The organism is Ilumatobacter sp. (genome assembly GCF_046290335.1).
Lineage (GTDB): Bacteria > Actinomycetota > Acidimicrobiia > Acidimicrobiales > Ilumatobacteraceae > Ilumatobacter_A.
This window is the reverse complement of sequence record NZ_JBKAGH010000008.1, coordinates 1-13849: the sequence shown is the minus strand read 5'-3', so window position 1 is coordinate 13849 and position 13849 is coordinate 1. Positions and strand designations below refer to the sequence as shown.

At 67.4% G+C, this 13849-nt stretch carries 11 protein-coding genes; 6 read left to right on the top strand and 5 right to left on the bottom strand.

The features are described 5' to 3' along the window. Nucleotide 1 precedes the first annotated feature (1 nt). From ACE37B_RS21945 to ACE37B_RS21925, 5 genes are all read right to left on the bottom strand, one after another. Nucleotides 2-2044: an SGNH/GDSL hydrolase family protein gene (locus ACE37B_RS21945; RefSeq protein WP_409925481.1), complete on the bottom strand. Its 2043-nt coding sequence runs from the start codon at nucleotides 2042-2044 to the stop codon at nucleotides 2-4. 107 nt (nucleotides 2045-2151) lie between these two features. After that, a complete protein-coding gene (locus tag ACE37B_RS21940) occupies nucleotides 2152-4098 on the bottom strand; it encodes an SGNH/GDSL hydrolase family protein (RefSeq protein ID WP_409925480.1) in 1947 nt (648 codons plus the stop codon). Nucleotides 4099-4128: 30 nt separating this feature from the next. After that, nucleotides 4129-4923 carry an amino acid ABC transporter ATP-binding protein gene (locus ACE37B_RS21935; RefSeq protein ID WP_409925651.1) on the bottom strand — a complete coding sequence of 265 codons (795 nt, stop codon included), beginning with the start codon at nucleotides 4921-4923 and terminating at the stop codon, nucleotides 4129-4131. 20 nt (nucleotides 4924-4943) lie between these two features. Further along, on the bottom strand, nucleotides 4944-5708 hold the full coding sequence (locus ACE37B_RS21930; RefSeq protein WP_409925479.1) for an amino acid ABC transporter permease: 765 nt from the start codon (nucleotides 5706-5708) through the stop codon (nucleotides 4944-4946). A gap of 114 nt (nucleotides 5709-5822) precedes the next feature. Further along, nucleotides 5823-6734: a transporter substrate-binding domain-containing protein gene (locus ACE37B_RS21925; protein WP_409925478.1), complete on the bottom strand. Its 912-nt coding sequence runs from the start codon at nucleotides 6732-6734 to the stop codon at nucleotides 5823-5825. Nucleotides 6735-6863: 129 nt separating this feature from the next. Here ACE37B_RS21925 and ACE37B_RS21920 point away from each other — a divergent pair, with 129 nt between their 5' ends. The 6 genes from ACE37B_RS21920 (at nucleotide 6864) to ACE37B_RS21895 (ending at nucleotide 13787) form a co-directional block, all read left to right on the top strand. After that, nucleotides 6864-8270 carry an NAD-dependent malic enzyme gene (locus ACE37B_RS21920; protein ID WP_409925477.1) on the top strand — a complete coding sequence of 469 codons (1407 nt, stop codon included), beginning with the start codon at nucleotides 6864-6866 and terminating at the stop codon, nucleotides 8268-8270. Between the two features lie 185 nt (nucleotides 8271-8455). Further along, nucleotides 8456-9064 carry a hypothetical protein gene (locus ACE37B_RS21915; RefSeq protein WP_409925476.1) on the top strand — a complete coding sequence of 203 codons (609 nt, stop codon included), beginning with the start codon at nucleotides 8456-8458 and terminating at the stop codon, nucleotides 9062-9064. A gap of 96 nt (nucleotides 9065-9160) precedes the next feature. Next, nucleotides 9161-10240, top strand: coding sequence for a YbhN family protein (locus ACE37B_RS21910; RefSeq protein ID WP_409925475.1), 1080 nt, complete (start codon nucleotides 9161-9163; stop codon nucleotides 10238-10240). A 31-nt stretch (nucleotides 10241-10271) separates the two neighbouring features. Next, nucleotides 10272-10892 carry a MarR family transcriptional regulator gene (locus tag ACE37B_RS21905; protein WP_409925474.1) on the top strand — a complete coding sequence of 207 codons (621 nt, stop codon included), beginning with the start codon at nucleotides 10272-10274 and terminating at the stop codon, nucleotides 10890-10892. Between the two features lie 257 nt (nucleotides 10893-11149). Next, nucleotides 11150-12040 carry a 4-hydroxy-tetrahydrodipicolinate synthase gene (gene dapA, locus ACE37B_RS21900; protein ID WP_409925473.1) on the top strand — a complete coding sequence of 297 codons (891 nt, stop codon included), beginning with the start codon at nucleotides 11150-11152 and terminating at the stop codon, nucleotides 12038-12040. Then, on the top strand, nucleotides 12033-13787 hold the full coding sequence (locus ACE37B_RS21895; protein WP_409925472.1) for a ribonuclease J: 1755 nt from the start codon (nucleotides 12033-12035) through the stop codon (nucleotides 13785-13787). The genes dapA and ACE37B_RS21895 overlap by 8 nt, the downstream gene beginning before the upstream one ends. Nucleotides 13788-13849 lie beyond the last annotated feature (62 nt).

Here is a 13849-nt window from a genome sequence, read left to right as displayed (position 1 = left end):
CTTACGTGGCGTAGGGGTCGGTGAGGCAGACCGGCTCGCGCGTGGGGCCGACTTCCCAGCACTGCAGGGTGGTGTCGACGATGCCGTAACGGGACCGCACGTCGGGGATGTCGACGCGGCCGGGGTCGGGGCACACCGGGTCGTCGGCTGGTCCGACCGGGCAGGGTTGACCGGTCACGTGGGCGACGGCTCGTGACATGAAGTCGGCGTTGCCGAACGAGCCCTCGTTGGTGAAGTGGATGCCGTCGGCGTGCAACCACGTCGGTCGTTGTCGGGCGACCGTCGACCACTCGACGACCTCGAGGTCGTCGAAGCGCTCGCCGGCCTCGCGCAGCAGCGCGTTGTGGAACGCGTAGATCTGAGGTGCGCCGGTCGCACCGCGGTCCGTGGCGAACTCGCGGGAGTAGGTCAGCCACACGACCCGACGGATGTGTTTGGCGCGCGCCGCTGCCATCACCTGCTCGACATCGGCGGCGAAGGTGGACGCGACGTCGTTGTAGCCGGTCATGACGACGAGGACGTCGAACACGTCGGGGGTGACCGTGAGACGCTCGAGAACCGTCGACGGCACGCGGCCCTCGCGCCCTCGACACGACGCCCTGACGAGGCGACGACATGATTCGCCGTCGAAGGTCCACGACGCACCGGTGAGCGCGCCTTGCGTTCGATACCACCGCACACCGGCCATCGTCGAGTCGCCGATCGCGATGACGCGCGGGAAGCGGACCGGGTTCGGTGGTGCGGTATCGAGGGTCTCGTCGACGGGCGCACCGGTGAACCAGCCGAGCAGGTCGACGGTCAGATCGGTGCCTCGTTCCGAGTACACCGCGAGGCCGGTTGTCGACGCTGGCGTGATCGAGAACTGGGCCGTGGTCTCGTTGCGCATCGCGTAGCCCGACGCCGTGGTCGGCCGCTCGGTTCGAGCAGCATGCGCAGTGAGGAAGCCACGCTCGTCGGGGCTGATGAGCGTCATGCTCGTCATCACCGCCGCAGGAGTATCGGGAACTGCCACCTCGATCGTGCCGCGCTCGTGGATCGGATGCGTCTCCGGTCGGGTGTCGCGGAGCCGCCGCGGTGCTACGGGAACGAACAGGCCGTCGATGGACTCGGCCGCCGAGGGCCCGGTGAACCATCCCGTGAGATCGACCGTCAGGTGCATGTCGCTCGATGCGAACACCTCGAACCCGTCGCTGGTCACGGGCACGATCGTCGACGACGAACGGAACTGACCGGCAACGTCGACATTGAGCATGGACGCGTTCGGCCGATCGGTCCCTGCGCCGTACGCGGTCACGAAGGCCCGACGGGTGGGATCGATCGCCGTGACGGTGATCGCGACGGCGTCCGCGTCAGCCGGAACTCCGTCGGGGAGCGGGATGCGTGTCGACGCGTCGGCATCGAGTCTTCCAGTGGCGCGTTCGCGGGTGTCGAGCAGGCGCATCGCCTCCACCGGCACCAAGCGGCCTCGCGTCGCACCGGTGGCGGGGACGAATGCGCCGACGACATCGATGACGAGGTCACCGGCCCCGAAGCCGTCGCTTCGTCGTACGTCGACGAGACGATCGTCGCCGACGGTGATCGCCGTGGTGTTACCGCGGGTCGCGCCAGCGACCCAGTTCAACGTTGCCGCAGTCGGTGTCGACGTGCCCGTCGGATAGGCGACCAGCCAACCGGTGCGGGCAGGTCGCACGATCGTGGTGGTCGCGAGCACCGCCGTCGCGTCGTTGGGGATGGCGCATCCGTCGACGGACAACCGCAATGTGCGGTCGTCGACCTGCGCGGTGTCGATCTCGGCGTCGGGAGCCCCGGGCCGGGTGTCGAGCAGGCGGCAGGCTCGAAGTGCGGTGTACGACGTGGCTCCCGACGGGGCCTGGGCAGCGGAGTCAGACGGCTGCCACTGCGATGGTTCGTCCGGCGGTGCCTGCCTCGGTGTTGCGGTCGCGTCGGCTCCGCTCGGCAGTGTCGACACGCCGGACATGACCAGCACGATCGACACGATCGACGCGGCGACGCGTGCACCCGGTGTTCGATGTCGCCAACGCACTCGTTCGACGGTAGTGAGCGAAATCGAGTGTCGCATGGCAGGCGGTGGTGCTCGCCGTGCGGATCGCCCTCATCGAAGGCAGGAGCTCAGCGCGTCGGATCGGGCGATCAGAACCCGTAGAGGCGGCGCACGTCGATCGGCGGCCGGGTGCCTGGGTCGGGGCACACGTCGGCGGTCGCCCCGCCCGGTACCTCCGGAAGCGGGCACGGCTGTCCCGTGACGTGGGCAACGGCGCGCGACATGACGTCGGCCGCGGCCCATCCGCCTGGTCGGTCGAGGTGGATGCCGTCGCTGTAGACCCACGACGGCGATTGGCGGACCAGCGCCGACCATTCGACGGCGATCATGAAGTCGTGTACGGCGGCGTTTGCCCGAATCGCCGAATTATGGCCTTCGTACACCTGGAACGAATCGGCGCCGCCGCGGTCGCTGCGGAACTCGCGTGCCATCGTCATCCAGATGATGCGGCGAAACCCGGCACGCCTGGCCGCGGCGACGATCGTCGGGACATCGCTCGCGACGCCGGGCATCAGGTCGTTGTAGCCAGTCATCATGATCAGCACGTCATAGTTGTCCACGCCCGCGGCGTTGATCGTGTCGAGTGCGGTCGGCGGTGGAATCGGGCCCTCGCGACCGGAACACGACGGGCGAACCAGGCGTCGGCACGATCGGGCGAGGAAGGTGAAGTCGGCGCCGAGCAGGGCCCCGTTGGCGAAGTTTCGATCGACGCCCGCCATCGACGAGTCGCCGATGGCCAGGACGCGCTGACGAGGAACCGGGTTGACAGCCGGGGGAAGTGGCGTGCCGAGGCTCGGGCCGGTGAACCAGCCGAGCAGGTCGACGGTGAGTTCGGTGCCGCTCGATGAATACACGGCGAGCCCGGCGCTCGACGTGGCCGTGAAGCCGAACTGAGCGGTCAACTCGCCGCGCAATCCGTACCCAGACGCCGTTTCGGGCCGAGCGTTGCGGGCGGCGTGCGCGGTGAGGAAGCCCTGTCCCAGAGCGTCGATCATCGTCATGCTCACGGCGACGGCCGCGGGGGGCTCAGTCTGCACTCCTTCGGTGAGGCGACCCGGCAGGACGACGTCGATCGTGCCGGTCGGGTGGATCGGCTTCGCCTCGGGGCGGGTGTCACGGATGCGCCGCGGTGCGACCGGGACGAACAGACCCGCCGACGACGCATCGGCGGATGGGCCGGTGAACCATCCGGTCAGGTCGACCACGACATGGGAGCTCGTGTCGACATAGAGGTCGAAGCCGTCGGCGTTGATCGGCACCACCGTCGCCGCAGCGCGGAACTGACCGGCACGATCGACGTTGAGCAGCGACGCTTCGGGGCGGTCGGTGCCGGCGGGGTAGGCGGTGAAGAACCCGCGTCCCGACGACTTGACCGCCGTGACGGTGATCGCCAGCGCTGTCGCGTCGGCGTCGACGCCGTCGGGAACCGGGATGCGCAACGCGTCGCCGCTCGCCGGCGCCGGGCCGCCGCGAGTGTCGACCAGTCGGCGTGGCGCGGCCGGTGCGACGAAGCGGCCACTCGTCGCCTCGGTCGCCGGAACGAACGCGCCGACGACGTCGACGACGACGTGACCGGATGCGAACCCGTTGCTCTTGAAGACGTCGACGCCCGCCGCGCTCACCGCGACGGTCGCCGTGTTGCCCCTCGTGATGCCGGGATCCCAGTTGAGATTCGCAGCGTTCGGTCTGGTGGAGCTTGCCGGGTAGAGCGTCAGAAAGCCGCGTCCGGCGTCGTTGACGATCGTGGCAGTGACCACGATCGCGGCAGCGTCAGTTGGTAGCCCACAGGTGTCGAGCCCGATCCGCGCGGTCTGCCAGTTGCGGAGGCTGAAGCCGACACCGGACCGGGTGTCAGCAAGCCGACACGGCTGCACCGGTTCGTACCGGGTGGTCGCAGCGGCCGCAGTGGCAGGGCGGTCGCGCTCGTCGGCGACCGTGAACGGCACGACGACCAGCGACACCACGAGTGCGAACCCGATCGCTCGCACACGGTGGCGACCTCGGTTCATCGGCTCGCCCCTCCCAGTGTCGTGCATCACGGAGAAACGTAGCCAACTCGACATCGGCTACAGGCGACCCGCGTCGATGACGCGCTGGAGGAAGACCCGTGTGCGTTCCTCGGTCGGTGCACCGAAGAGTCGATCGGGTGGCCCCTGCTCGAGGATCTGACCCTGGTGGAGGAAGCACACTCGATCGCTGATCTCTCGGGCGAACGCCATCTCGTGGGTCGCGAACAGCATGGTCATTCCGCCGGCCTTGAGGTCGCGGACCACGTCGAGGACTTCACCGACGAGTTCGGGGTCGAGCGCGGAGGTGATCTCGTCGAGCAGCATCACCTCGGGCTGCATGGCGAGTGATCGGGCGATCGCCACACGTTGCTGCTGGCCGCCAGACAGCTGGTCGGGGTAGGCGTCGATCCGATCCGCGAGACCGAGTCGCACGAGGAGTTCGCGTGCTTGCGATCGGGCCTCGGACTTGGCGACACCGAGCACCTTGCGTGGCCCGATGGCGACGTTGTCGACGACGCTCATGTGCGGGAACAGGTTGAAGCTCTGGAAGATCATCCCGATGCGGCGACGGATCGGATCGGGGTCGAGGCCGGGCTCGGCGATGTCGACGCCGTCGAGCAGGATCGCGCCGTCGTCGATCGGCTCCAGCAGGTTCGCGCAGCGCAGCAGGGTCGACTTGCCCGAGCCTGACGCGCCGATGAGGGTGATCACCTCGCCGTGTGCCACCGACAGGTCGATGCCGCGTAGCACCTGGGTGTCGCCGAACGCCTTGCGCACGCCGATCAGATCGAGCTTGACGCCGGCCTGCGCGATGAAACCGCCGGGTGCGATGGGATCGAGGGGATCGCTCATGGGGTGCTCGCGGTCGGTGCTCATGCGATCGCCGTCGCGCCGGTCCGGCGACGTTCACGGCTGAGCGCCCAGTCGGCGAGCCGGGTGCACGGAATCGTCAGCGCCAGGAAGATGATCGCCGCGCCGACGTACGGCGTGAAGTTGGCGGCGAGCGACTTCTGGATCTCGGCCCGGCGCAAGATCTCGACCGGCCCGATGAGACTGACCAGCGCGACGTCTTTCTGCAAGCTCACGAGGCTGTTCATGAGCGGGGGGACGACGCGGCGCATCGCCTGCGGCAGGATCACGGTCGACATCGTCTGAGAACTCGACATGCCGAGTGAGCGCGCGGCGGCGCGTTGGCTTTCGTGGACGCTCTCGATGCCGGCGCGGAAGACCTCCGACACGTACGCCGAATACGACAGCACGAGAGCGACGGTGCCCCAGATCAGCGGGTTGCTCCACGCGCGCGAGTCGATGAGGCCGGGTACGCCGAAGCCGACGAGGAAGATGATCAAGATCACCGGAACGCCGCGGAACACGTCGGTGAACACGACGGCGAAGGCCCGCAGCGGGAACAACGCCGGGCTGCGCGAGTTGCGTGCGATCGCGATCAACAGCGACAGCACGAAGATGAGTGGGGTCGACCAGAGGAAGATCTGGATGTCGAGCCAGAACGCTCGAACCAGGTCGGGGAACGAGTCGCGGAGGATCTCGGTGTCGAAGAACGACTTCTTGACCCGATCCCAGCGGGGCGCCCGCGGGATGAGCACGACCAACGTCGCGATGACGATGGTCGTGCTCACGCTCGCGATGATGAGGCCCCGTCGTCGGCGGCCTCGCTCGTAGGCCTGCCGTCGGGTCAAGGAGTCGCTCACGCTCCGAGGTTCACTCGTCGATTCCCGCTACCCGCCGGAGGTTCACTCGCTGATGAACGGTGCGCCGGTGTTGTCGGCGAGCCACTCGGTGACGAGCGCATCGAGCGTGCCGTTGTCGGTGATCGTGGTGATCGCCGCGTCGACGCACTCCTTGAGCGGGTTGCCGTCTTCGAGGACCATGCCGAACTGGTCGGTGTTCTCACCGGCGTCGGAGGCGAACTGGCCGATGACGCTGGAGCCTTCGATCTCGACGGCCGAGACGAACAGCGCGGTCGGGAGGTCGAACACCGCAGCGTCGATCTGGTTCGCTTCGAGCGCGGCCTTGGCGCCGACGTTGTCGTCGTAGACGAGCGGCTCCTGGTCGGGCTGGATCACGTCGGTGATGAACTGCAGGCTGGTCGTGCCGACCTGTGCACCGAACTTCACGCCCTTGAGGTCGGCGATCGACGTGGCACCTTCGGCAGCGGATCCTTCGAGGCCGACGATCGCCTGGTTGCTCGTGAAGTAGGGGAGCGAGAAGTCGATGTTCTCGTCGCGCTCGGCGGTGATCGAGTACTGCTGCAGGTTGAGGTCGAAGCTCTTCGCTCCGGGCTGGATGGCTTCGTCGAAGCTCGTGCGTACCCAGGTGACGGCGTCGGCGGCGTAGCCCATCTCGGCGGCGACCGCGTAGGCGACCGCGGCTTCGAATCCCTGGCCCGATTCGGGTGCATCGTCGATGACCCACGGGAAGAAGGCCGGCTCACCGGTGGCGATGGTGAGCACACCGTCGTCGATGGTGTTGGCGCAGGGGTCGGCCGCGTCGGCCGGCGTCGTCTCGGCCGGGGTGTCGGCGGCGGTGTCGGCAGTGGTGTCTGCTGGCGCGTCGTCTGCGGCGTCGTCGTCGCTGCCGCACGCGGCCATGACGAGCGCGCCGACGGCGAGGGCGGCAGCGAGGCGGGTAGAGGTGGACTTCATGCTCGTGTACACGGCGGTTCTCCTTGGATGGTTGTTCACGCAACGTGCACGCTAGCGACATCCAGACGTTGCCGGAATGATCGAATCGGGCAGGGTTCACGGCGCTTTGCGCAAGTAGCCTCGCCGCTCATGTCAGCGCCTCCCGCCACTCAGTATTCGATCTCCCTCGACGTCACTCTCGACAACACCCCCGGTGTGCTCGGGCGTCTGTGCACGGCGATCGGTGCGGCGGGCGGCAACATCTTCGCGATCGAGGGATTCGTGGCGAAGGGGCGTCATCTCGAACGCGACATCGTCGTCAACTGCAAGAGCGTGGCGCACCAGGCCGAGATCGTCGCCGCGGTCGAAGCCACCGAGGGTGTCGTGCTCGAAGAGTGGCACGACCGCACCTTCCGGATGCACGAGGGCGGCAAGATCGAAGTGTTGTCGCTGTGCCCCGTCGGTGACCAGGACGACCTGTCGATGGCGTACACGCCGGGTGTCGCCCGCGTGTGCAAGGCGATCGAGGCCGACGAATCCCTCGCCGACGTGTACACGATCCGTCGCAACACCGTCGCGATCGTCTCCGACGGCACCGCGGTGCTCGGTCTCGGCGACATCGGGCCGAAGGGTGCGATGCCGGTGATGGAGGGCAAGGCACTGTTGTTCAAGGAGTTCGCCGGTGTCGACGCGTTCCCGATCTGTCTCGACGTGTCGTCGCCGGAGGAGATCATCGAGACCGTGATCCGCCTCGCCCCGACGTTCGGTGGCATCAACCTCGAAGACATCGCCGCGCCCGGAGCGTTCCAGGTCGAAGAGGCCTTGAAGGAGGCGCTCGACATCCCGGTGTTCCACGACGACCAGCACGGCACCGCCGTCGTGACGCTCGCGGCGCTGGAGAACGCCTTGCGAGTCACCGGCAAGAAGATTGACGAACTGACGATCGTGATCTCGGGCGTCGGCGCGGCCGGTGTCGCGATCGGCAAGATCCTGTTGGGTGCCGGTGCCGGCAAGATCATCGGTGTCGACAGCCAGGGTGCGGTCTACGACGGTCGTGAGGGGCTCAACGCCTGGAAGCAGTGGTTCGCGGAGAACACGAACCCCGACGGGTTGCAGGGTGCGTTGAGCGATGTGATGCACGGCGTCGATGTGTTCATCGGCGTGAGCGCGCCTGACATCTTGACGGTCGACGACATCGCCAACATGAATGCCGATCCGATCGTGTTCGCGATGGCGAACCCCGATCCGGAGATCAAGCCGGAGTTGGTCGGGGATCTGGTGAGCGTGATGGGCACGGGTCGAAGCGATTACCCGAACCAGATCAACAACGTGCTGGCGTTCCCGGGGATCTTCCGTGGGGCGCTCGATGCTCGGGCATCTGACATCACCGAGGGCATGAAGCTCGCAGCCGCCGCGGCGATCGCGGAGTCGGTGAGCGACGAGGAGTTGTCGGCGACCAACATCATGCCGTCGGTGTTCGATCGCTCGGTGTCGATGTGCGTCGCCGCGGCGGTCGCCGAAGCCGCCATTGCCGACGGCGTCAGCCGCCTCCCCTGAACCCGTTTCCCCTGACGCGGCGTGACGGCCATCGACGTCGGAACGGAGTGACAGTAGGTTGACATTGTCCGGGCCGTCCGGGCCGTCCGGGCCGAGGAGGCGATGTGCGCAAGATGTGGGTGCCAACCGTCATGGTGCTTGCGCTTGTCGCTTGCAGTTCCGAGCCCGACATGGTTCGCTCCGACGTGGACCAGTCGTCGATGTCGAGCACCGATGCCTCCGTGGATGTGGTGGCAGAGTCGGGGATCGTCACCGCCGAGTCGCTCGTCGATCCTGATCGGCGGCCCGATCAGGAGGCCCTCGCGGCTCCTGCTCCAGCCGACGATCCGCCCGATGATCCAAGGACGCCGACGTGTGCGGTCATCGAGGGCACTGGCGCGCAGATATCTCTGGTCGAGATCGCCGAGCGGCCAGGTGATGTCGCCGTGTCGCTCGATGTTGCGGGAGTCGGGGTGCGCTTTCGGCTCGTCGGCGACATCACGCGGGGTGTCGACGTCGAACTCGCCATCGACGGCGACCTGCAATCCCTCGACACGATCCCAGCCAACTGGGGCCTCAACCTGCCGGAGGGCGCGAACGACGTTGCCCTCCTCGGTGGAGTGTCTCCGCTCGGCGAGTCGGACGACAGTGCGCTCCTGTGGGCCATCACGCCGCCGAACGAGCCTGCCGCGTACGAGCAGAGCGGACCCGTCTCTGGCCTGAGCACGCCAGATCGTTTCTGGTCGGGCTTCGTCGACCTCGCAGCCAGCGTCGTGCCGTACTCGCTACTGGAAGCGTGTGACGCTGCTGCATGACCGTGACGGGTGTCACACAGCCGAGTGCTGACGATCGGCTGAAGAAATGCCGAACAGTTGAGCATGGCCGTGCCGCAGCTCCTACCGTCATCGACGATGACGATCCCCTCGGAGCGTGCGGCGCGGACGGCGACGCTGCGCATCGTCGCCATGGCGGTGTTGGCGGTTGCGCTCGGTGCTGCGGTGTACCTCCAGCGGGGTCTGATCGGCGACGCCATCAGCCAGATCGGGAAGCTGTCGATGCTCACCATCGTCGGCCTCGTCGTGCTGGCGACCTACGAGCGCCTGTCGCGAGCTGGGATCATGCGCCGGATGCTCGGCGACGTGTCGCTCGGGCGAGCGGTGACGATCCACGACGTCGGCAACGCCGTGAGCAAGGGCGTGCCGTTCGGTGGCGCGCTCGGCACGGCGCTGCGGTGGTCGATCGCTCGCGATTCGGGTGTGCCGACCACACGATTCGCCACGACCCTGGTCGCCTACGGGATCGCCACCACCTTCGCGTCGTGGCTCTTGCCGCTCATCGCACTGCTGATCGACCTCACGCAGCGTCCGGCACGCCTCACCGACGTGGCGATGTTGATCGGCATCGTCGTCGTGCTGGTGCTGTCGGTGGTGTTCTGGTCGGTCGTGCTCCGCTCGGAACGCCTCGAGGGGTGGGCGTCGCGTCAGACCCGCGGTGTGTGGGCTCGCCTCGCCCGTCGCATCACCGCGTGCCGTTCGCACGACCCGGCGTCCGGCATCGGTGCCGTGCGCCTCGAACTGCTCGAGATGGCGAAGCGGCCGTGGTGGATCCTGACCCGCACCGTCGCGGCGCAAGCGTGCGGCGCGGTCATCTTGCTCGTCGCCTTGCGGGGCGTCGGCGTCGGTGACGAACTGGGGGCGACGGAGTTCTTCCGACTGTTCTTCCTCACCCACCTGCTCGGCACGTTCGCCCCGACCCCCGGTGGCATCGGTGTCGTCGAGGCAGGCCTCACCGGCGCGCTCGTCGCAGCCGGGGTGACCGCCCCGCTCGCGCTCGCCGGCGTCGTCGTCTACCGGCTGCTCACCTACGTCACCCCGATCGTGCTCGGAGCCGTGCTCTACGCCGTGTGGTCGTCGCGTCAGGCTCGCCGGCTGGCCGTGCAAGCTGCGGAGGCCGCGCTGCTCCCGGGTCCGCAGCGCGCCTTGAATTCGTAGCGCCTCGGCAGCGTCGGCAACACTGCGCCCCATGGCGCACGAATCGACCGGACCGTTTCGAACACTCCACGCACTGCGGATCAAGGGATTCGCCAATGCGGCCACGCTCGCCGACATGACGTCGCAGCCGGTGGGTGACGTCGAGCAGCACCTCGGGCACCTGGCCGAAGCCGGGCACGCGCAGTTCCGTGACAAGCGGTCGCTCTGGCAGCTGACCGCCGAAGGCCGCGAGGCCCACCTCGACCAGTTGAGCGAGGATCTCCACGACTTCGACGCGTCCGCTGCGCTCGAAGCGCACTACCCCGACTTCGTCGAGGTCAACGTCCGGTTCAAGGAGTTGTGCGGCGAATGGCAGCTCCGCGACGGCGCACCCAACGACCACACCGACACCGACTACGACGCCGGCGTCATCGCCCAACTGGCCGAGATGCACGAACAGGCAAAACCGATCATCGACGCCATGGGCGACGAGATCGCCCGACTCGCGCCGTACTCCACGCGTCTCACCGAAGCAGTCGCCAAGGTGCAGGCCGGCGAGACGATGATGTTCACCGGCGTGATGTGCGGCAGCTACCACGACATCTGGATGGAACTGCACGAAGACCTGATCCTCACCCAAGACATCGACCGGGCGACCGAAGGGAGTTTTTGAGCGGCTTCGCCGCTCAGGCGACTGACGTCGCCGGCGACTTCGTCGCCTCAAAACTCTTTTCTCCGGGCTGCGCCCGGACTCGCTGCGCTCGGACACGGGTGCACCGCCGCTGTCGGCAGGGCCGCGCCGATTTGCTCGACTTCGTCGACCCGCTCTTTGGCTTTCTGGGATCGGGTCGCGGGATCGTTCTTGGTTTGCCCTAGGTTCTTTGGCGTGAATGTGCAGATGCAACCGAGCCGCGTCCACGGAGCGCGGTGATGGCTCGTTTCGGTCGAGTGCTCACGGCGATGGTGTCGCCGTTCGACGACCAGGGCGAACTCGACGTCGACGCCGCGGTGACGCTCGCGAAGTGGCTCGTCGAGCAGGGCAACGAAGGGCTCGTCGTCGCAGGAACCACGGGGGAGTCGGCGACGCTGTCGATCGACGAGAAGCTGACCCTGTTCGAAGCGGTCGCCGCCGCGGTGACCGTCCCGATCATCGCCGGCACCACCGGGTCCAACACGCGCCAAGACATCGGCTTGACCGTCGAAGCGGAGAAGCTCGGCGTCGCCGGGATCCTCGGCGTGTGCCCGTACTACAGCCGGCCGTCCCAGTCGGGCATCGAGGCCCACTTCCGGGCGATCGCCGACAACACCGAGCTGCCGATCATGCTCTACGACATCCCCGTGCGCACCGGTCGCAAGATCGACGGCGCGCTGATCACCTCGCTCGCCAACACGGTGCCCAACATCGTGGCGCTCAAGGACGCGGCGAAGGATCCCGGCGCGACCGCCCGCATCGTGTTCGACACGCCCGCCGACTTCGAGGTGTACTCCGGTGACGACTCGATGACGTTGCCGTTGCTCGCCGTCGGTGCCGTCGGTGCGGTCGGCGTGGCGACGCACTGGTGCGCCCCCGATCACGTGGAGATGTTCGACGCGTGGGGTCGTGGCGACGCGGCAGCCGCCCGCGAGATCAACGCACGCCAACTCGAGAGCTATGACTTCGAGACCGGCGACGCGGCACCGAATCCGCTCCCCGCCAAAGCGATGCTCAGAACGCTCGGCCACTCGGTCGGCGAAGCCAGACTGCCGATGGGGCCCGCCCCGGAAGGCCTCGAGCAGACGGCCGTCGGCGTCTACGAACGATTGGTGACCTCCCGTGGCTGACGCCCGAACGAAGCAACAACCCCTGACCGCTCGCCTCGATCCGAAGGTGCCGGTGCGCATCGTCTTCCTCGGAGGCCTCGGTGAGATCGGTCGCAACTGCATGGCGATCGAGCAGGGGGCCGCGGACGACCCGGACCGCACGATCGTGCTCATCGACTGCGGGCTGATGTTCCCCGAGATGAACATGCACGGGATCGACCTGATCCTGCCCGACTTCACCTACTTGCGTGACAACGCCAAGCAGATCGCCGGGATCGTGCTGACCCACGGCCACGAGGATCACATCGGAGCGATCCAGTATCTGCTTCGTGACAACGACGGGATCGGCCACCTGCTCGACGGGCCACTGCCGGTCTACGGCTCGAAGCTCGCGCTCGGCCTGGCCAGCAGCCGCATCGAGGAAGCGGGCCTGCTCGGCCGGATCGACCGCCGCTCGGTCGAAGACGGGCAACAGATCGACGTCGGCTCGCTGCTGATCGAGTTCATCCCCGTCACCCACTCGGTGCCGCACGCGCACGCCATCGCCGTACACACCGCGCAAGGTGTGGTGTTGCACTCGGGCGACTTCAAGCTCGATCTCACGCCGGTCGACGAACGCCGCGCCGATCTGGCGCGCATCGGCCAGATCGCGAAGACCGAAGGCGTCCGACTGTTGATGTCGGACTCGACCAACGCGGAAGAGCCCGGCTTCGCGCCCAGCGAGACCAACGTCGGTGGTGTCCTGACGACGCTGTTCGCGCAGCACCGCGATCGTCGCATCGTCACCGCCAGCTTCGCGAGCCATCTGCATCGCATCCAGCAGATCGCAACGGCCGCCATCGCCGATGGTCGCAAGGTCGCCACGCTCGGGCTGAGCATGAAGAAGAACATCCGGCTCGGCCTCGACCTGAAGGTGCTCAACATTCCCGAGTCGTCGCTCATCGACATCTCGGAGATCGACAAGTACGAGCCCGGCCAGATCTGCGTGATCTCGACGGGTTCGCAAGGCGAGCCGATGTCGGCACTCGGGCTGATGGCTCGTGGCGAGAACAAGTTCCTCAAGCTCGGCGAGTCCGACACCGTCGTGCTGTCGAGCCATGCCATCCCCGGCAACGAGGGCAACGTCAACAAGGTGATCGACGGCCTCCTACGCCTCGGCGCCGACGTGATCCATTCCGGCGTCATGGACGTCCACGCCACCGGACACGCTCAGGCCGACGACATCAAGACCTACCTGTCGATCGTCAACCCCGAGTGGTTCGTGCCGATCCACGGCGAGTACCGGCACATGGTGGCGAACGCGAAGCTCGGCGAGTTGATGGGCGTCCCGCGCAACCGGATCATCCAGTGCGAAGACGGTGACGTGCTCGAACTCTCCAGCGATGGCCTCGCTCAGGTCGGCCGCGTGCCGTCGGGGTATCTGTACGTCGACGGCATCGTCGGCGATGTCGGCAGCGGCGTGATCCGTGACCGCCAGAAGCTGGCCGAGGAAGGCGTGATCGTCGTGGTCGCGACGGTCGACGTCCAGACCGGCAAGGTGCTGGTCGGCCCGGAGATCATCACCCGCGGCTGGGTGTACGCCCCCGAAGCCGAAGCACTGCTCGACGAGGCATGCGACACGATCGCCGATGCGCTCGAGCGGGCCCTGTCGGACGGCATCCGCGACGTGGAGCAACTCGAACGCGAAGCACGTCGTGCGGCCGGCAAGTTCGTGAGCGAACGCACCAAGCGTCGCCCGATGATCGTGCCCGTCGTCATGGAGACGTGAGTCGACCCATCCGAACGTGACGTGAGTCGACGCATCCGAACGTGACGTGAGTCGACGCATCC